General features: G+C 46.5%; 20 protein-coding genes. 15 read left to right on the top strand and 5 right to left on the bottom strand.

From position 1 onward, the window contains the following. Positions 1-225 precede the first annotated feature (225 nt). Positions 226-540 carry a rhodanese-like domain-containing protein gene (locus BN1002_RS15045; RefSeq protein ID WP_048826152.1) on the top strand — a complete coding sequence of 105 codons (315 nt, stop codon included), beginning with the start codon at positions 226-228 and terminating at the stop codon, positions 538-540. A 267-nt stretch (positions 541-807) separates the two neighbouring features. Here the strand turns inward: BN1002_RS15045 and BN1002_RS15040 are convergent, their stop codons facing one another. Beyond that, on the bottom strand, positions 808-1,059 hold the full coding sequence (locus BN1002_RS15040) for an alpha/beta-type small acid-soluble spore protein (RefSeq protein ID WP_048826150.1): 252 nt from the start codon (positions 1,057-1,059) through the stop codon (positions 808-810). Between the two features lie 116 nt (positions 1,060-1,175). On the opposite strand from BN1002_RS15040, the gene BN1002_RS15035 reads away from it, so the two are divergent. Beyond that, positions 1,176-1,358 (top strand): sporulation protein Cse60, encoded by a 183-nt coding sequence (locus BN1002_RS15035; RefSeq protein ID WP_048826148.1) that lies wholly within the window; start codon positions 1,176-1,178, stop codon positions 1,356-1,358. 69 nt (positions 1,359-1,427) lie between these two features. On the opposite strand, the gene BN1002_RS15030 is transcribed toward BN1002_RS15035, so the two are convergent. Continuing rightward, a complete protein-coding gene (locus BN1002_RS15030; protein WP_048826147.1) occupies positions 1,428-2,693 on the bottom strand; it encodes a BaiN/RdsA family NAD(P)/FAD-dependent oxidoreductase in 1,266 nt (421 codons plus the stop codon). Positions 2,694-3,006: 313 nt separating this feature from the next. On the opposite strand from BN1002_RS15030, the gene BN1002_RS15025 reads away from it, so the two are divergent. The 3 genes from BN1002_RS15025 (at position 3,007) to BN1002_RS15015 (ending at position 6,516) form a co-directional block, all read left to right on the top strand. Further along, positions 3,007-4,611 (top strand): putative polysaccharide biosynthesis protein, encoded by a 1,605-nt coding sequence (locus BN1002_RS15025; RefSeq protein ID WP_048826146.1) that lies wholly within the window; start codon positions 3,007-3,009, stop codon positions 4,609-4,611. 87 nt (positions 4,612-4,698) lie between these two features. Continuing rightward, positions 4,699-5,415 (top strand): pseudouridine synthase, encoded by a 717-nt coding sequence (locus BN1002_RS15020; protein WP_048826145.1) that lies wholly within the window; start codon positions 4,699-4,701, stop codon positions 5,413-5,415. Positions 5,416-5,730: 315 nt separating this feature from the next. Beyond that, positions 5,731-6,516: a gluzincin family metallopeptidase gene (locus BN1002_RS15015; protein ID WP_148362793.1), complete on the top strand. Its 786-nt coding sequence runs from the start codon at positions 5,731-5,733 to the stop codon at positions 6,514-6,516. Between the two features lie 211 nt (positions 6,517-6,727). On the opposite strand, the gene BN1002_RS23380 is transcribed toward BN1002_RS15015, so the two are convergent. Then, positions 6,728-6,949: a DeoR family transcriptional regulator gene (locus BN1002_RS23380; protein ID WP_082036251.1), complete on the bottom strand. Its 222-nt coding sequence runs from the start codon at positions 6,947-6,949 to the stop codon at positions 6,728-6,730. Between the two features lie 414 nt (positions 6,950-7,363). Between BN1002_RS23380 and pepV the strand changes: the two genes are divergently transcribed. The 6 genes from pepV to BN1002_RS14980 all read left to right on the top strand — a co-directional run bounded on the left by pepV (position 7,364) and on the right by BN1002_RS14980 (position 14,590). Beyond that, positions 7,364-8,788, top strand: coding sequence for a dipeptidase PepV (pepV, locus tag BN1002_RS15005; protein ID WP_148362792.1), 1,425 nt, complete (start codon positions 7,364-7,366; stop codon positions 8,786-8,788). Between the two features lie 14 nt (positions 8,789-8,802). After that, complete coding sequence (dat, locus tag BN1002_RS15000; RefSeq protein ID WP_048826140.1) at positions 8,803-9,669, top strand: D-amino-acid transaminase; 867 nt, start codon at positions 8,803-8,805, stop codon at positions 9,667-9,669. Between the two features lie 137 nt (positions 9,670-9,806). Beyond that, the gene (gene thpR, locus BN1002_RS14995) at positions 9,807-10,346 is read left to right on the top strand and encodes an RNA 2',3'-cyclic phosphodiesterase (RefSeq protein WP_048826138.1); all 540 of its coding nucleotides are present in this window, start codon (positions 9,807-9,809) and stop codon (positions 10,344-10,346) included. 48 nt (positions 10,347-10,394) lie between these two features. Beyond that, positions 10,395-11,372 (top strand): diacylglycerol/lipid kinase family protein, encoded by a 978-nt coding sequence (locus BN1002_RS14990; protein ID WP_048826136.1) that lies wholly within the window; start codon positions 10,395-10,397, stop codon positions 11,370-11,372. Continuing rightward, positions 11,365-13,506 carry a type I pullulanase gene (gene pulA, locus BN1002_RS14985; protein ID WP_048826134.1) on the top strand — a complete coding sequence of 714 codons (2,142 nt, stop codon included), beginning with the start codon at positions 11,365-11,367 and terminating at the stop codon, positions 13,504-13,506. The genes BN1002_RS14990 and pulA overlap by 8 nt, the downstream gene beginning before the upstream one ends. 310 nt (positions 13,507-13,816) lie before the next feature. After that, on the top strand, positions 13,817-14,590 hold the full coding sequence (locus BN1002_RS14980; protein ID WP_048826132.1) for a phosphotransferase family protein: 774 nt from the start codon (positions 13,817-13,819) through the stop codon (positions 14,588-14,590). Here the strand turns inward: BN1002_RS14980 and BN1002_RS14975 are convergent. Continuing rightward, complete coding sequence (locus BN1002_RS14975) at positions 14,585-14,872, bottom strand: YtzH-like family protein (RefSeq protein ID WP_048826131.1); 288 nt, start codon at positions 14,870-14,872, stop codon at positions 14,585-14,587. The genes BN1002_RS14980 and BN1002_RS14975 overlap by 6 nt on opposite strands. Before the next feature lie 221 nt (positions 14,873-15,093). On the opposite strand from BN1002_RS14975, the gene trmB reads away from it, so the two are divergent. Beyond that, positions 15,094-15,735, top strand: a complete 642-nt coding sequence (gene trmB, locus BN1002_RS14965; RefSeq protein ID WP_048826127.1) for a tRNA (guanosine(46)-N7)-methyltransferase TrmB — start codon at positions 15,094-15,096, stop codon at positions 15,733-15,735. 108 nt (positions 15,736-15,843) lie between these two features. After that, positions 15,844-16,686, top strand: coding sequence for a YtnP family quorum-quenching lactonase (locus BN1002_RS14960; protein ID WP_048826125.1), 843 nt, complete (start codon positions 15,844-15,846; stop codon positions 16,684-16,686). A 46-nt stretch (positions 16,687-16,732) separates the two neighbouring features. Here BN1002_RS14960 and BN1002_RS14955 read toward each other — a convergent pair whose 3' ends face one another. Beyond that, positions 16,733-17,053 (bottom strand): PepSY domain-containing protein, encoded by a 321-nt coding sequence (locus tag BN1002_RS14955; protein ID WP_048826123.1) that lies wholly within the window; start codon positions 17,051-17,053, stop codon positions 16,733-16,735. A 170-nt stretch (positions 17,054-17,223) separates the two neighbouring features. Between BN1002_RS14955 and BN1002_RS14950 the strand changes: the two genes are divergently transcribed. Beyond that, positions 17,224-18,297 (top strand): M42 family metallopeptidase, encoded by a 1,074-nt coding sequence (locus BN1002_RS14950; RefSeq protein ID WP_048826121.1) that lies wholly within the window; start codon positions 17,224-17,226, stop codon positions 18,295-18,297. Between the two features lie 136 nt (positions 18,298-18,433). Next, positions 18,434-18,961 carry a DUF84 family protein gene (locus BN1002_RS14945; RefSeq protein ID WP_048826119.1) on the top strand — a complete coding sequence of 176 codons (528 nt, stop codon included), beginning with the start codon at positions 18,434-18,436 and terminating at the stop codon, positions 18,959-18,961. Positions 18,962-19,091 lie beyond the last annotated feature (130 nt).

Genomic DNA, 19,091 nt, shown 5'->3' with positions numbered 1-19,091 from the left:
AGAAAGTCTATTGGCGCCCGCGCAACTGATTTTTATTTGATACGGTCGTTAAGAAAGACTATTGACGCCCGCGCAACTATTTTTTATTAGATACGGTCGCCAAGGGTTAAAGTTCATCAGCACAAATTCCTGGCTGAAAACCATCGAATATGGGAAACTAATTTTGAAAAACAATCCAGCATCCTCCGGGCAACCGGAGGATGTTTTTGACAAAGGGGTGGACGTATGGGAGATATTAAAACGATTACTACTGATGAATTGAAGCAAAAGCTTGATGCAGGTGAAAAACTCGAGCTGATTGATGTTAGGGAAGATGAGGAAGTCGCTTACGGGATGATTCCCGGAGCGAAGCATATTAAAATGAATGACATTCCAGCCAGGCTTGATGAGTTGGACAGTGACAAGGAATATATCTTCATCTGCCGCTCCGGAGGCCGCAGCTTCAATGTCTGCCATTACCTGAAGCAGCATGGCTACAAGGTGACGAACATGGAAGGCGGCATGCTCGAGTGGGAAGGCGATGTGGAGGTAAATTTCTAGATTAGGGAAGAACTGCTGGCGTTCTATTCGACCGCAGCGCGGAAAAAATCGTTCTGCGGTCGAATAGGAACGTTCTCAACGCCCGTAAGCGTAAAAAATCCTTCGTGCGATCGAATAGAAACGTTCTCAACGCCCGTAAGAGCGAAAAATTCATCGTCCGGTCGAATAGGAACGTTCTCAACGACCTTATGAGTGAAAAACTCGTCGTGCGGGCGAATAGAATAGCCAAAAGACCTCCGCCTCGTTTTGTTGGCGGAGGTCTTTATATTAATTTTTCTTCATATTTTCCATTGCCATCCTTACCATTTCCTTCACCATGCTTCCGCCAAGCCTGCCGCCGACCTTGCCGGCATCTTCCGCGGCAATCCGGCCGTTGTAGCCGCGTTCAAGGGGAACGCCGACTTCCTTCGCGGCTTCGAACTTGGCCTCTTCAGGGCGGCTTGCGCCAACTACTTTTGCCTTCAACTCATCAAGCCCCTGCCTTGCTTCCGGCACCAGAATTTTATTGCGTCTCGCCATGCTGACAGCCTCCTTTTTTGCTTAGGTTCCCTCAAAAATAAACGCTTATCCAACGAACTTGTTTTAAAGAGTTGGAATTTTGGCAAAACTGTTCGAGTGAAGAGGAGGTTGAGCAGATGATTCAAGTTAAACTTTTCGATAAAGAGCATGAAGCCGATCTAGAGACCGATATGAATAAATTTTTGAAAGAGCTTGACGAAAAGAAGCTGCTGGATATTAAATACAACGTCGCAGCCATGCAGGAAGATGAAGACGAACAGATTTATTGTTTTTCGGCGATGGTCATTTATAGGGCGTGAATTCTATTTTGAATAATAAAAGGAGCTATCCACCATTAAAAATTGGATGCTCCTTTTTTAATTATGAACTCAGCGGCTACTGGCGGCATATTCCGCCGCGCTTCCGCCAGCAAGTCTTCCGGTAACAAAAGCAGCGGTTATGTTGTAGCCGCCTGTGTAGCCATGGATATCAAGAATCTCCCCGCAGAAATATAGCCCGTCCATCTTTTTCGAGGCCATCGTTTGAGGTTCAACTTCCTTTACGGAGACCCCGCCGCCGGTGACGAAAGCTTTTTCAAGCGGCAATGTGCCGTTCACCTTAAAGGTAAACCCCTTGCACAGCTGGCAAAAAGCCCGGATCCTCTCGTGGGATATTTCAGTGGCGGCAGCACCAGGATCAATATCAGATTGCTCAAGCAGGAATAAAAGATATCTTTCCGGCAAAAGGCCCTTCAACAAGTTCTTCATTGCTTTTTTGGGCTCGGCTTTTATGGACGCCAGCGTTTCCTGGAAGAGAGTTTCACCGTTTTTTTCCGGCAATGCATCGATTTGCATCGAGACTTCTTTCCCCTTCTTCAACGCTTTTACAACGAACTGGCTGCAACGAAGGACAGCAGGACCGCTTACGCCAAAATGGGTGAAAAGCATATCCATCCGATGGGTGATGAGCGGCTTGCCTTTTGGATTCAAAACGCTGACAGCCACATCCCGTAGCGAAAGCCCTTGAAGTACCTTCTTTTTGACAAAGCCTTCGGTAGAGGTGACTGGAACTTCAGTAGGATAAAGGTCGGTGATTGTATGGCCGGCTTTTTCAGCCCAGGCATACCCGTCCCCGGTCGAGCCGGTATGCGGCACGGACTTCCCGCCGACAGCGACAACGACCGCACCTCCTGTTATCTCTTTTCCGTTCGCAAGAAGCACGCCTTTTACACGGCCATCCTCGAAAATTAATTCCTTAACTGGCGAGTTTGTAACGGTTTTTACGTTCAGCTTCTCCAGCTTTCCGAGCAGGGCATCGACAACAGACTGCGCTTTGTCGGTGACAGGGAACATCCTGCCATGGTCTTCCTCTTTAAGCTGGATTCCCAGACTTTCAAAAAAGGCGATAATGTCCTCGTTGCTGAAAATGGAGAAGCCACTGAATAAAAACCGGCCGTTTCCAGGTATATGCTTAATGATTTCGTCAACGGGCAGCCTGTTCGTTACATTGCAGCGGCCGCCGCCAGAAATGGCAAGCTTCCTGCCAAGCTTGTCGCCCTTATCGATCAAAAGGACACGTGCGCCTTTCTCCCCGGCAGCCGCGGCCGCCATTAGCCCCGACGGACCGCCTCCGATGACAATCACATCATAATTCATTAAAAACACCAACTTTATTAGACAAAATTTGTGGTAAACTTATTGTCTTATTATAAACATTTTACTGCCGCCATGGGAAGAAAGGGAACAAACACGAAAAAAATCGAAAACACAGGAGTCCCAGTAGCGAAACGGGGAAAAGAAAGGTACACTACTAATTAGTGCGCGGAGGTGCATGGAACATGTGACGGTTCCAGTGCCTCACTCAATTGGCCTGACACTGCGCGCTTTGGCTTCAAGCTTGCGTTTTCAAAAATTGCTTGCCTTTTGACTGGGCGAGTAAACATATATTGTTGAAAGAAGAAGGGATATTATGTCATCAAAGCAGCTAATTAGGGGAACGTTTATCCTCACTCTCGGTACGATGATTTCCAAAATGCTTGGCTTATTTTATGTTATTCCGTTTACAAGGATCGTCGGACTTGAAGGAACAACGCTCTACCAGTATTCTTATATACCTTATACAATATTTATCAGCATTGCCACAGCGGGGATTCCACTGGCAGTGTCGAAATTCATCGCCAAATATAACGCGCTTGAAGAATATGCAGTCGGCAGAAAGCTGTTTAAGTCTGGTCTTGTTGTGATGATGTGCACAGGAATCATTGCCTTCCTGGTCCTTTATTTTTCAGCACCGCTGCTTTCGACTGGGAAGGATCTACCTGCAGAAGATATCACAACTGTCATACGCGCAGTTTCTTTTGCCCTAATAGTCGTTCCTTTTATGAGTATGATCCGCGGCTTTTTCCAGGGCCACCAATCAATGGGGCCTTCAGCGGTTTCTCAGGTTGTCGAGCAGATTGTCAGGATTGTTTTTGTCATAGCCGGAGCCTATATTATTTTAAATATTCTTGATGGTAACACGGTAGATGCAGTAAGGGTCGCAACATTTGCTGCGTTTATAGGTGCAATTGGAGGGCTGATTGTCCTCGGCTGGTACTGGTTTAAGAGAAAACCGGGACTTGATGAACTTTTGGAAAATGACAAAGGGACAGTAGATATCTCCCTGAAAGACATGTACAAAGAAATATTGATTTACGCTGCACCTTTTGTACTGGTTGGTATTGCCAATCCCCTATTCCAGTTCATTGATCAGCTAACCTTTGAGCGGGCGATGACTGCAATCGGGACAAGCAAAAAGGCTGCTAGTGATGCCTTTTCAATCCTGAATTTCCAATCTCACAAGCTTGTCATCATTCCCGTTTCATTGGCAACGGCTTTTTCCCTTACACTGGTCCCAAGTATTACAAAGGCGTTTGTGGAAAATGACCGGAAGAGCCTGAACAGGCAGCTGAACCAAACATTCCAGGTGCTCCTGTTCTTGACGTTGCCTGCTGCGGCCGGCCTTTCCCTGTTGGCTGAACCATTTTATACGGTTTTCTACGGCCCTATGGACCTGGGGACGGAAGTGCTGCGCATGTACGCGCCAGTCGCAATTCTCTTTGCGCTCTACTCGGTCACGGCTGCCATTTTGCAGGGCATTAATCAGCAAAAGTGGACCATCCTCAGCCTGTTGACGGGTCTTCTAGTAAAACTGGTGCTGAATATCCCTTTGATTAAGCTGTTGCAAACGGATGGTGCAATATTAGCGACTTCACTTGGGTACGGGGCAGCAATTCTCATCAATTTAATTGTCATTAAAGTATTCTCTAAATATAAGTTCCGGCTTGTTGTCCGAAGGAGTTTGCTCATCGTTATATTCGGCGGGTTAATGCTTGCGGCTTCGGCTGGTGTGTACAAGTTGCTGACAGGGTTTCTATCACCAACGAAAGAATTTCAGTCTCTGATCATCATTCTGGTGAGCGCTCTTGCCGGCGGAGCAGTGTATTTCTACTTTTCATTTAAAACAAAGCTCATTTATTTTTTGTTTGGAGAAAAGGTAGACCGTCTGCTGGGCAAACTGAGATTGCGCAGTTGAATTGCGACTAACAATCAGTGGTAAACCTCCACTGATTGAAGCTTCACTGTATTTTGCAAAAATATCCCTGAAACAGGAGGGGACGATTTGAGAATTGATAAAATGCTGGCCAATCTGGGCTTTGGGAGCAGGAAAGAAGTGAAGAAGCTCCTGAAAGTCGGTGCGGTCAAAGTGAATGAAAAGCTCGTCAAGGATCCGAAGCAGCATGTCGACCCTGAAAAGGATGTCGTCACCTTGAACGGCGATGTTATTGAATACAAGGAATTCATTTATTTGATGATGAACAAACCGCCCGGCGTCCTGTCCGCGACGGAAGACAACCGGGATGAAACGGTCATTGATTTGCTCGAGATCGACGACCAGGTTTATGAGCCATTTCCGGTTGGCAGGCTCGATAAGGACACAGAAGGGCTGCTGCTCATTACAAACGATGGCCAGCTGGCCCACAGGCTGCTCTCACCGAAAAAACATGTGCCGAAAACGTATTTCGCTGTCATCGAGGGCGAAGTAACGAATGCTGATGTTGAAGCATTTCGGGAAGGGGTCACCCTTGATGACGGCTATCATACAAAGCCGGGGGAATTGAACATCCTCAAATCAGGATTGATGTCAGATATAGAATTGACGATTACTGAAGGTAAATTCCATCAGGTGAAAAGAATGTTCCAGGCGGTCGGCAAGCGGGTCGTCTACCTGAAGAGGATGACAATGGGGCCGCTACAGCTCGATGAAACACTTGAGCTGGGCGAGTACCGCGAGCTGACGGAAGAAGAAATCGAAATGCTAATGGATTATCAACCATAACGTGAAACGGCCGGGGAAGGCGTGTGCTTCCACCGGCTTTTTTATTTTGGCGGACGTTGACTGTTGGATTTGTGTTCCCGGATAAAGGGCGAGAGGGGTTTTAGTAATATTCCCAGTAATAATGCTCAATTACCTTGCCCGAATGAAAAGTCTTCGATAACATTAACTGTAATAATATGTAAATTGTTATTAGAGGGGGAGAATGCGATTAGGCAAAATGTTTTCTGCACAGCTTTGCTTGCCTTTTTGGTCGCGGGCTTTACCGACGACCAAATGAATGAAAAGCCAGCCAAGGTAAAAGCCGAGGAAGAGAACGTGGAAAATTTGGTTGTTTCAGATGATGGTATAGTGACTTTCAAAATCATAAATAATGCCAACGTGCCCCAAACTCAGGTGAAGATGCTTGAAGAGGAGATATCAAACGCCTATAAAGTAATTCAGCAATCTATAAAAACGGATTATATTCCATCGAATGAGATTGAAATCATTCTTTTCCCAGGCAAGGATTACTCATGGGGGTTCAGGGATAAAATAAAATTATACGGGGTCCGGTACGGCAAGTATCCTCTTGTCCATGAAATGACGCACACTTTATTGGGTTACGGGGATAATTTCGATGTAAGCAGAGGCTTTCTGACCCAGGAAGGGTTTGGAGTCTACATGGAAAATAAATGGGGAAAAGACAATTTTCCCGCCCATAAAATGATGAAGTATTTTATAGGAAAATCCAAGACGATTCCATTAAAGAAGCTGACGGACCGAGAGACAGATGTTGAATTCTTCAGGCCGGCGGGTCCGAATCCACGAGCTAATTTTGCTCTTATGCAATTGAGTTATTATCAAGCCGGCTCTTTCGTAACACATCTGATTGATAAATATGGCTTGGAAAAATTCGAAAAGATTTTTAACAAGGATAGCCTTGAAGAAAGGCTGCACGAGGTTTATGGCAAAAATGTAAACGAGTTGGAAGCCGAGTGGCTCGCATACATAGAGAAAAATTACACAGAACCCGGTACGGATGAAAAAATGAAAATTGAAAACTTTTACTCCTTGGAGTCAATTATTGATTCACTCGATCATGAATACTTTGAGAAGGAATGATGGGTCTTAAAATCATTATCATCATATTTTGCCTTACAAAAGAAGCAGGGGGACCGTTCCCTGCTTCTTCGGCTCTCGGAAGAAGCGCCTGAACCGTCCCCCTGCCTTGACCTGGCAACACTCTGTCCCCAAAAAATAAAAATGCCGCCCATTCACGGGCGGCAAAGTTGTTTGCTTTTTGTGGAGCGCGGTTGAGGTGCGCGGTTTGTTTTTAGGAGGTTAGTTTTACTTTCTTTTGTGTGGTGGTCCATTTGCCACGGCTTGTGCTTTTGACAAGGTCATTATAGGCCAGGACGTTTAGGTCGCGTTGAATGGTACGAGGAGTGATGCCGAATTCCTCTACTAGGTCCTGAGTTGACACGGTTCCATTTTTGGAGATGAACAAGTAGATGCATTTGATGCGGTTTAACATACGGTTAGTTGAAGGTTTCACAAAACCACTCCCTATCCAGTTTTCAAACCAATGGCATATCCTGCTGACAGCGGCTGGTTGGATTCAAAAAATCTTTCCCTTGGCTACCCCTTTCAATCCTTACTGTAAACTATTTGTACTAATTGTATCCCTAACTTCCGAAGAATTCCATACTATTTATAAAATTTACAAAATATTAACCATATTTATGTGACAAATATTCGGATTTCCTATAAAAATATACTGTTTATCTAATCTATTCACCAATTTTAAAAGAATATGCCAATTAAATTCAATTTTCCGTATATTTACACTTTAGGCATAAACTTTTTTTCTAAACACTTCGTTTTTCAAAAAAATACTGGTAAGATTAATCCCATACAGAAAATCTGTGATGATGGGAAGTTCCCATATACTAAAATGGGAGGTTTTCTTGTGGAAAAGATTAATTGGCTTGAAGAAGTGGAAAAAAGAAAGACCGAGCTGATCGAGGATACCCAGAAGCTTTTGCAGATCAAAAGTGTCCTTGATGAAGAAGAGGTTTCAGCAGAAGCCCCGCTTGGAGAAGGAATTAAGGAAGCCCTTGATTTTATGCTTAATCTGGGTGAAAAAGATGGTTTTGCGGTAAAAAACACCGATAACCTCGCCGGCCATATTGAAATGGGCGAAGGAGAAAAACTCCTCGGCATTCTCTGCCATGTGGATGTAGTCCCTGAAGGCGATGGATGGACAAGCGATCCATACTCCGCCGAAATCCGCGATGGAAAGATTTTTGCCCGCGGCTCGCTGGATGACAAAGGTCCGACAATGGCCGCCTATTATGCGATGAAAATCATCAGCGAACTTGGCCTGCCACTAAAAAAACGCGTCCGGATGATCATTGGGACAGATGAGGAAAGCAACTGGCGCTGTGTGGACCGGTATTTCGAAACAGAGGAAATGCCAAGCCTTGGTTTTGCTCCTGATGCGGATTTCCCTATAATTTATGCGGAAAAGGGCATTGCCGACTTTGATCTTACTCAGGATCCATCCCAGCCAGAAGACAATGGCCAGCCTCAAGTAGAGGTGCTTCAATTCCAATCCGGCCGAAGATACAATATGGTTCCCGATTATGCAAGGGCAGAAATTCTTTTACATAGCGGAGAAACGGAAATCATGCAAAAGTTCATGGATTGCATGGACGAGCATGGCCTCGAAAAAAATGTCTATGTCGATGCCGGAAACACTGTATTTGAAGTCAAGGGAGTTTCCGCCCACGGCATGGAGCCCGAACATGGAAAAAATGCCGGCCTTTATCTAGCCGAGTTTATCTCAACGCTAGAAACTGATCAAAAAGCCGCTAGGTATTTCAAATTCGCAACCCGCTATTTCTTCAAGGATTCACGCGGAAACAGCCTGGGAGTTGCCTGTCGCGATGAAAACGCCGGCGACTTGACCATTAATGTCGGAAGGCTTGCGTATTCAAAGGAACAAGGCGGCTTGCTTGGCTTGAACCTTCGTTATCCATTTTCAGCAACGATTGACGAAATAAAAGAGAAATTGATGCCGTCCATAAACGAAAATGGCTTCCAGATTGGCAAATTCACAAACTCGGATCCGCATCATGTCGATGAAAGTGATTTTCTCATCCAAACATTGAAGAAAGTCTACGAAGAACAAACTGGCGAAAAGGCGGAACTGCTCGCTATCGGCGGCGGTACCTACGCCAGGTCCCTTAAATCAGGCGTCGCTTTCGGGCCGCTTTTCCCGGGCCGCCCAGATGTCGCCCACCAAAAGGACGAATACATGTTTATCGACGATCTTCTTAGATCAGCAGCAATTTACGCCCAGGCAATCTATGAACTTGCCAGGGAAGAATAGACGGAGGTAAATAAATGGAATACGTAATCTTAAACGGGGAATTCATTTCCCGCCAACAAGCAAGCATCGATGTAGAAGACAGGGGTTACCAATTTGGCGATGGCGTCTACGAAGTCATCCGCGTCTATAACGGAAAAATGTTCACAGCTAAAGAACATCTTGAAAGACTCGAAGCAAGCGCCGAAAAAATTGGTATTAAACTAGGATGGACCATCCAGGAGCTAGATGAGCTATTTGCGAAACTTATTGAAAAAAACAACCTTGAGACTGGCATCATCTATATGCAAGTAACAAGGGGCGTCTCGCCGCGGAACCATGCATACCCGCCAGAAGGCACAGCCCAGACACTCGTTGCCTACACCAGGGACATGCCACGGCCTGAGGCGAACTTCGAGTCCGGCGTGAAAACCATCCTGACCGATGACATCCGCTGGCTCCGCTGCGACATTAAGAGCTTGAACCTTCTAGGGAATATCATGGCAAAACAAAAAGCCGCCGAAGCGGGCTGCTACGAGGCCATCCTTCACAGGGATGAAAGAGTGACCGAGGGAAGCTCCTCGAATATTGCCATCGTCAAGGACAGTTCGGTCATTACACATCCTGCAAACAATTTCATCCTGAACGGTATTACGAGGCAGATGTTGGCGCAATTATGCGAAGCGAATGACATTCCGTTTATCGAAAAGGAATTCACTTTAGCTGAACTGGAAAGTGCTGATGAAGTCATCGTTCTCAGCACCATATCCGAAGTGACCCCGATTGTGGAACTTGAAGGGAAGCCTGTCGCGGACGGAAAACCGGGACCAGTGACAAGACAGCTTCAAAAATTGTTTGATGAAGAAATCGAAAGGCAATGCGGAAAACTGGCGTTCAGCAGGTAGGCTGCTATCGATTGTAAAATATATAAACTTTGTTGTGGCTACCCGTACTTGTATGGGCAGCCATTATTTTTGATAAGATGGAAATAAACCTTCTAAGAAAAGGATGTTTTGCTAAAATAGTGTAAAAGGATGATACGATGAGCCATTACTTTTTTGCAGCGGCCATTCCGGATGAAATAAAGGCAGCAATGAAAGATAACATGGAAGAACTGAAGCAGCAATTTCCTTTCCGTCGCTGGGTGCACCATGAGGATCTCCATATTACCCTCGCTTTCCTGGGAGCAGCGCCGGAGGAAAAACTTGATATGGCTTGCCGGCTTGTAGGCGAGGCCATCCATGGCTATGCTCCGTTCGAGATGGAAATAACGGGGCTCGGGACGTTCGGCCGCAAAGAGCAGCCAAGAGTTTTTTGGGCAGGGCTGAACAAAAGCGAAGAATTAAACAACCTCAGGGCACGGGTATTTCAGGCATGTGAAAAAGCCGGTTTTCAGTTGGAGACGCGGCCGTTTGCGCCGCATTTGACTCTGGCGAGGAATTGGCAGGGAGAAGAGCCTTTTGATGGTTCATCAAACGACATGCTGAAATTGCGTCGCTTTTTGCTGGATGAGGTTGTCCTTTATCGGACTAATATGGACAGGGTCCCAAAGTATGATCCAGTGAAGCAGTTCAGGCTTTGAGTGTGGAAATAATATAGAGAAAGAACATCGGGGGAACGGGGTTGGCGCATGAAACTTATTTATATTATTGTTAATCCCAAGGCAGGGAATGGAAAATGCCGGAGGATTTGGAAGGAAGTTGACGAACAGCTTGCCGGGCTGGGAATCTCCTATGAAGCTTTTTTTACGGATTATCCGGGCCATGGTGCGGTGCTTGCGCTGAGAGCGGTGGAATTGGCAGCCGGCAGGCCGGCGGTCATTGTAGCGGTAGGCGGGGACGGCACAGCCCATGAAGTATTGAACGGGATTGGCGATAAAAGAAATATTTCCTTTGCATTCATTCCTGGCGGTTCGGGCAATGACTTTTCCAGAGGATTCCGCTTGCCGCCGCGCGCCAATGATGCACTTGTTGAAATGCTCGGTTTAGTAGAAGCAAAACCCGCATATGTTGATTGTGGGAGCATCTCAATTAATGGCGGCAGCCGTTTGTTCATCAATAGCGCTGGCATCGGGTTTGACGCACTCGTTTCAAAAAAGGCCAACGAGTCCGTAATGAAGGGATTCTTCAACAAGCTCTCGCTCGGCAAGCTGGTCTATGTCTATATATTGCTTAAAGAACTGTTTACATATAAACGCAGTACGATTGAATTAACAATCGATGGGAAGCGCCATGTTTTTGAAAAGGTTTGGTTTGTGACCATGTCGAACCAGCCTTACTATGGCGGCGGGATGATCATTTCCCCGGAAGCGTCACCGAATGATGGGGAACTGGATATAACGGTTGTCCACAAACTGTCCAAAGCCAAGCTCCTGCTCGTGTTTATGAGTGTTTTCGGAGGGAAACATATATACTTCAAAGAAGTCAGAACTTTCAAGGGAAAAGAAATTACGTTTACCTCATCTCCGCTTTTGCATATACATGCGGATGGTGAATACCTAGGCATGAGTTCCCGGGAAAAGATAAAGGCTATTCCTGGATCCGTGGGAGTTTTGTCGAAAAGGCTGATGAATGAAAATACACAGATGAGGGGTGAGGCGAATGGCTGATAAACACGCAAAATTTCAAGCATATCTTGATGGAATGAACGCCATCACTTTACAGATTCCCCTCACCATGGATCTGGCAGATGAGATTGATTTCACCTTGCACAATAAATTAGGTGAGGCGATGCTTGAAATCAAGGATCGGCACCCCGAAGATGGATGCCTTAAGCTGAAGTGCGGGTTTGCCGGTGACTATTTATTCGGGACTGAGCATTGGGTAATCAGCAGCAGCGGGAGCAGGGCTGAGGTGCAAATCAGAGAAGTCGTCCGGACCGCTGAATTTGACAGTCATTTTTTTTATAACGGCAATGATTTGGGTGCGGTTTGCAAGGATGGGGGGACAACGTTTAACGTATGGGCTCCGACCGCTACGCTGGTCAAGCTGAAGCTGTTTCCCCCGGGAGCCAAACATTTCGAGCTCATTAAAATGGGCAGAAAGGAAAAAGGCGTCTGGTCAGTTGAAATGGACCGTGAACTTGAAGGATTCAGATATACGTATATGGTATCCATTGACCAAAATTGGCGGGAAGCAGTCGACCCCTACGCGGTCGCTGTGACGGCGAATGGTGCTCAGGCCGTAGTAGCGAAACTGGAAAATACTTATGTCCGGCGAATCGACATGCCTCCTTTCAGCCATCCTGCTGATGCGGTCATTTATGAGACCCATATGAGGGACTTTACGATTCATCCGGCTAGCGGCGCCGAAAGCAAGGGGCAATACATCGGAGCGGCGGAAACGGATACGGTTGGCCCTGATGGAAAGCCGACCGGAATTTCCTATGTAAAGGACCTGGGGATCACGCATATCGAATTTCTTCCCTTCAATGATTTTGCAGGTGTTGATGAAACCAGGAGGGATGAGGAATACAATTGGGGTTATAACCCCTTGAATTTCAATGTCCCGGAAGGAAGCTTTTCAAGCGATCCCGCCGAACCGTACGTGAGGATCCGCGAATTGAAAACGATGATTGAAGCCATACACCAAAACGGCATGAGAGTGATCATGGATGTCGTGTACAACCACGTTTACATACGTGAAAAATCCTCTTTTGAAAAAATAGTCCCTGGCTATTACTTCCGTTATGATGATGCTGGCAAGCCGTCCGATGGAACAGGAGTCGGGAATGATATTGCCTCCGAGCGTCTAATGGCAAGGAAGTTCCTACTTGATTCCATCCGTTTCTGGATAGAGGAATACAATATTGATGGCTTTCGCTTTGATTTAATGGGAATCCTGGATGTAAAAACAGTAAATGAAGTTCGGGCTATTTGCGATTCGTTAAAGCCTGGAATGATCATCATCGGCGAAGGCTGGGAGTTGAATACCCCGCTGCCGCAGGGGGAAAAAGCGACACTCCGCAACCAAGACCGGCTTCCGGAAATAGGACAATTCAACGACCGATTCAGGGATTCCATTAAAGGAAGTACATTCAATTTATATGAACGGGGCTATGCCCTTGGAAATGGGACATACACGGAGCAGGCGAAAGAGGCCATTGCAGGCAGCATTGGATTCCAATTCGGAACTGGACTGTTCAGCGAACCAGGCCAGTCTGTCAATTATGTGGAAGCGCATGACAACCATACGCTTTGGGATAAACTTGAGGCATGCCTCGGGGATTCGGGCGAGCTTTTGAAAATGAAATGCCACCGTCTCGCCACAAGCCTAGTCATTCTCTCCCAGGGCATACCTTTCCTCCATAGCGGCCAGGAATTCTTCCGTACAAAAGGAGGGGACGGAAACAGTTACAAGTCCCCTGACAGTGTGAACATGCTTGATTGGGAAAGGAAGGCCTCCTTTCCGGAAAATGTCCGATATATTAAAGGAATCATTGAAATACGCCAAGCGTACCCGTGCTTCCGGATGAGGACAGCGAGCAGTATAAAGGCGGGTATAAAGGATATGGGCCTTGAACATCCTTTGGTGGGGCTTTCCTATCAAAATAGCGGCCACAACAGCGAGGTGCTGCTGCTGGTCAATCCTACTGCCTTTATCCATTACATCCAGCTTCCGCCTGGTGATTGGGAAGTCATTGCCGATGACATTCAGGCCGGGTCTGTACCGCTAAGAGCCGTCCAAAATGGAGAAAAGGCTGTCTCCGAACCTGTAAGTCTTATGGTGCTCGTGAAAAAATAATCCAATATCTTGTTTTTCTTCCCGCATCCCCTTGACGAAAATTGGCGAAAGAAGCTAAAATTTAAAAGATGGCTATTGGATAGAAACTGACAATAGCTGTCTTTTATTTTCTTACCAAATTATAAAGTAGAACTTTGTGATAACTCTAAACAAGTTTTTGCAATTCATCTCTGGCGCCCAGCGCTTAGTGTACTTCGGTCCTTATGCGCTAAACGGGCGCTTCGACTTTTCTCATATCAACTATGACTTTGGCAAAATAGATCCGGAAACAAAGACCGATGGCGGCCGGACATAATGTAGGTGACTTACTTTGGACTATATATTAGGGGAAGATTGGGAAATAACCCCCGCCGGGGGAGCCACGGGAAAAGCTTTTTTTGCGAGGCATCATGAGCAGCAGCTTTTTTTGAAAAGGAATTCTTCGCCTTTTCTGGCTGTATTATCTGCTGAAGGAATTGTTCCAAAACTTGTTTGGACAAAAAGGCTTGAGAACGGCGATGTCATTACCGCCCAGCAATGGAAGCGCGGTCGGGAGCTCCAGCCGGCGGAAATGTGTGATGAGCGTGTAGCGAAGCTCCTGAAAAAAATCCATAGATCCAAACCGCTTCTGTCAATGCTTTTGCGAATGGGCAAAACGCCTGTCCAGCCTGAAAAAATGCTGCAAAAGCTTAAGGAAGGCCTGGATTCGCGGGTGGCTGAACTTCCCTCGGTCAGGGAGGCGCTTCTTTTTTTGGAGAAGGAAGCAGGGAATGTGCATTGTGGCGAGCAGGTAGTCTGCCATTGTGACCTCAATCATAATAACTGGCTTCTTGGTGAAGATAGCCGGCTATATTTAATTGACTGGGACGGCGCGATGGTCGGGGATCCAGCAATTGACCTAGGGATGCTCCTGAACTGGTACATTCCTGAGGACAACTGGGAAGGCTGGCTGGGCCGTTATGGCATTAAACTGACCAGTTCGCTGAGACTTCGGATGAAATGGCATGTCGCCGCCCAGACAGTCGAATCCGTGCAATGGCATATGTTGAAAGGCCGAGAGAAGGAAATGGAAAAGTGGGACCGCTTTTTAGCCGGCCTTTTATAGTTCAGATGTCAATTGGCCAATATCATTGACCCAATTTGTCAGATGACCCTGATGGGATTCAATATGCGCGTCCAAGTCGGCGCTTTGGGCGCCACGCTGGCCGTAATGATAGATTTCCTGAAGAATCCCTTTGACATTTTCGTTTATGCCGGTGTTGACCATCAGCGATTTGACAAGCCTTTCCAACTGTTCGCATTCGGCAACCGAGCCGCAGCAGTCATCCAGATGATTCGTTAAAATATCTTTCAGGACGGCTGCCTGGTCGCGGGTACTTAATGGCATCGTTTTTCAATCCTTTCTTCCTATACTGTAAAAGTGGGAATCCATGTCTAGGTTATGGATTCCCTTTGTTGTTTATTCAAAGGAATTTGCGCGGACGGGTTGCAAGAGCAGAGAGTTCGTGCTAAAACTAAGAAAGTGTTTAAATGGGAATTATTCTGCTTCGGGAGCCGCTGCGATAAACGGCATCCAGGCTTTTATATTTGAAAATAGGAGTGTCACTGATGAGATTTCGCAATAAACCATGGGCCGGCGAGAAAATCCGGCAATATCCACAATATGTGGTCGCATCCCCGGAAGAGCATAAAGGCAAATGGAATGAAGTGTTTGGGAATAACAATCCTCTCCATATTGAAGTAGGTACCGGAAAGGGCAGATTCATTACCGGAATGGCAGAAGCAAATCCAGGCATCAATTATTTGGGCATAGAACTGCATCAGGGGGTCCTTGCATCAGCCCTTGACCGGCTAATCGACGCCGAATTGCCAAATGTAAAGCTTTTGAACGCCAATGCGGCAGACCTACTTTCTTATTTTGCAAAAAATGATGTCAGCCGGCTTTTTTTGAACTTCTCTGATCCGTGGCCGAAAACGAGGCATGAAAAACGGCGGCTAACTTATAAAAGCTTTTTGTCTCTGTATGAGCAAATCATGGCCGATGGCGGGGAAATACATTTCAAGACTGATAACCAAGGACTGTTTGAATACTCGCTAGTTAGTTTCTCCGAGTACGGGATGCTGCTCAAGGACGTAAGCCTGGATCTCCACAACAGCGAAGTTGAAGGGAATATCATGACTGAGTATGAGGAGAAATTCTCTGGGAAAGGGAACCGAATATACAGATGTGAAGTGAAATACAGAACTTAAGTAAAAGGCATTCATCTACGGGTGAATGCCTTTTTTATATGAGTATGAAAACGGAAATCGGCTTTCATTAGTGGTAATATGGAAAAAGCAAGAAGAGGAGGGATGTTAATGGAGCGGTTGAAAATCGGCAGCTTTGAGCTTGTCTGGCTAAAGGGAGGGGTAACCCATATGGATGGCGGGGCAATGTTCGGTGTTGTGCCAAAGCCATTATGGGAGAAAAAATATCCGTGCAATGAAAGAAATCAAATAGAACTGCGGTCGGACCCCATTTTGATCCAGCATGGCGGGAAAAACTATTTGATTGAATCAGGTATGGGGAACGGCAAACTGACGGAAAAGCAAATAAGGAATTATGGGGCAACGGAGGAATCCGAGCTGGAGGTATGTCTTAAGAAATATAATCTGGCTCCGGCAGATATTGACTTTGTCCTGATGACCCATCTTCATTTTGACCATGCATGCGGGCTGACGAAGCCTGATCGGGAGGGGACTTATTCATCCGTGTTCCCGAATGCGAAAATTATCGCCTCCAAAATTGAATGGGAGGAAATGAAGAATCCGAATATCCGCTCAAGAAATACATACTGGAAAGAGAACTGGGAAGCGATTGAGGGACAAGTCGAAACGTTTGAAACAGAATGGAAGCAAGGACCGTTTACAATGATTCATACCGGCGGGCACAGTGATGGACATTCTATCATCGTGATTGAGGATAGCGGGGAAATGGCCGTCCATATGGCCGACCTGATGCCGACGCATGCCCACTTGAATCCGCTTTGGGTCCTGGCATATGACGATTACCCGATGGATTCCATTTTCGCCAAACAGAAATGGATCAACAATGGGATGCATAAGGAAGCCTGGTTTACATTTTATCACGATGCCTTCTACCGGGCCGTGAAATGGGACAATCAGGGGCAGATTTCTGAAAGTGTAAAACGCATCAGGTAAAGTGAAAGGAGACTGGCGCATAAGGCAGTCTCCTTTCACTTTCCTGTTATAATCGATAAACATCAAGAATGGTGCCGGTGGTGGCGTCAGCAACAAATTCATATTGCTCGCCTGAATCTTCGAGGTTCGGTGAAGTCCTGGTGATGCCTCCCCTGTAAACCCGGTACTGAATGCCATTTTTATCGTACGGCACAGCTTCCATGTGAATCCAGGAGCCATTAACAGGGCCGGAAAGCCGAAATTGCTCCTTTGCATGGTTCAACACTTTCTGGGCAGGAACATCCCGATTATTGGAAACCACTGTATTTACCGCGTAAGCCCCCGCCGCCCCCGCTGCAGCGCCTAGCCAAAATGCTTTCCAATTCATTACATCCGCCCCTTTAAATGAGGTTTAACGATCTCTTCTAGTATAGTATATCCCAGATTTTACACGATGTCGTAATGATTCGTTTTACAGATTGGCAACAAACATCAAAGTTCTGTAAACTATAATCATGTACATAAATTTGATTCATTTACAGACAAGGGAGAGGTACGATGAACGAAAAAACATTAGATCTTTTCAAAAATTTGACCGAACTGCCTGGCGCTCCGGGAAATGAGCACGCCGTAAGAGAGTATATGAGGGAGCGGCTTGCGCCTGTATCCGATGAATTGATCCAGGATAATCTGGGCGGTATATTCGGTGTAAGAAAAGGTAAAGCCGACGATCCTAAAATCATGGTAGCGGGGCATATGGATGAAGTCGGCTTCATGGTTACACAAATCACTTCAAACGGAATGATTCGCTTCCAGCCTCTTGGCGGCTGGTGGAGCCAGGTGCTGCTTGCCCAGCGGGTCCAGATTATCACTGAAAAAGGCCCGGTGACAGGCGTGATTGGTTCCATACCGCCTCATCTATTGGATGAAACGAAACGGAATAAGCCGATGGAAATTAAAAATATGCTGATCGATATTGGTGCAGATGATAAGGAAGATGCCGTAAAGGCCGGCATCCGGCCCGGCCAGCAAATCCTCCCAATCTGCCCGTTCACCCCGATGGCCAACCCGAAAAAGATTTTGGCAAAAGCATGGGACAACCGCTATGGATGCGGACTTGCTATCGAATTGCTTGAGGAGGTCCATGGAACTGAACTTCCGAATACACTTTTTTCAGGTGCGACAGTCCAGGAGGAAGTCGGCCTTCGCGGCGCGCAGACAGCGGCCAACCTGATCAGGCCGGATCTTTTCCTGGCACTTGATGCCAGCCCGGCCAATGACGCGGCAGGGAATAAAGAGGAGTTCGGACAGCTCGGGAAAGGGACTCTTTTACGGATTCTGGACCGAACAATGGTCACACACCGCGGTATGAGGGAATTCATTCTCGATACGGCTGAAACCAACGATATACCATATCAATTTTTCGTATCACCGGGCGGAACCGATGCCGGCCGGGTGCATACATCACTTGAAGGCATACCAAGCGCTGTGATTGGGATTTGTGCCCGCTATATCCATACACATGCATCCATCATGCACGTGGATGATTACGCGGCCGCGAAGGAATTGGTTATAAAACTCGTCAAGGCATTTGACAAGACAACAGTAGAAACGATTAAATCCAGCAGCTAAGGATGGAATCGCAAGGTCAGATATTGTTGGGTAACGCATTAATTAGGGGCCTTCGCAAACAATCGCGAAGGCCTCATGTGTTTTGCCAAGCTTTATATTCTGGGAAACTACATCATGATGTTATCGGAGGTTCAGTATGAAAGTGGTAATCGGATCTAAAAATCCTGCAAAGATATCTGCGGTGAAGGATGCTTTAGAAACAGAGGAAACAATCGAATTTATCTCATTGGATGTTCCTTCGGGAGTTTCCGCCCAGCCTTTTTCGGATGAAGAAGCGATTGCAGGCGCGATAAACAGGGCCCGGGCGGCACTCGAGGAAGGGAATGGAGATATTGGAATCGGCCTTGAAGGAGGCGTGCATGCCACAAAGCACGGCCTGTTTCTTTGTAACTGGGGAGCGCTCGTCGAGGAAGGTTTTCCGCCAATAATCGCGGGCGGGGCGAGAATCCCGCTTCCTGATGAAATAGCCGGCAAGCTATTGGCAGGAAGGGAACTTGGTCCTGTAATGGATGATTTTACCGAAAGGAAGAATATTCGTAAAACAGAAGGGGCAATAGGAGTATTTACAAATGGGAAAATCAGCAGGGCTGAGATGTTTACCCATGTGACGAAGCTTTTAACCGGCCAATATGAATATAGAAAAAATAACCGATTTACCCTCTGAATTCCACCAATCGCTGGCAAAAAGAAGGGTTGTCAGTCCACTCGCGCGGGAGTATGATAGAAGAAGAGACTAAAAATTTTGTCGTCTGTATCGCAAAATTCGACACCTTCTTCATCCTGCTCTGCTAACC

This window comes from Bacillus sp. B-jedd (genome assembly GCF_000821085.1).
GTDB lineage: Bacteria > Bacillota > Bacilli > Bacillales > Cytobacillaceae > Bacillus_D.
The sequence above is the reverse complement of the archived record's forward strand: the minus strand, read 5'-3'. Positions and strand labels throughout refer to the sequence as shown.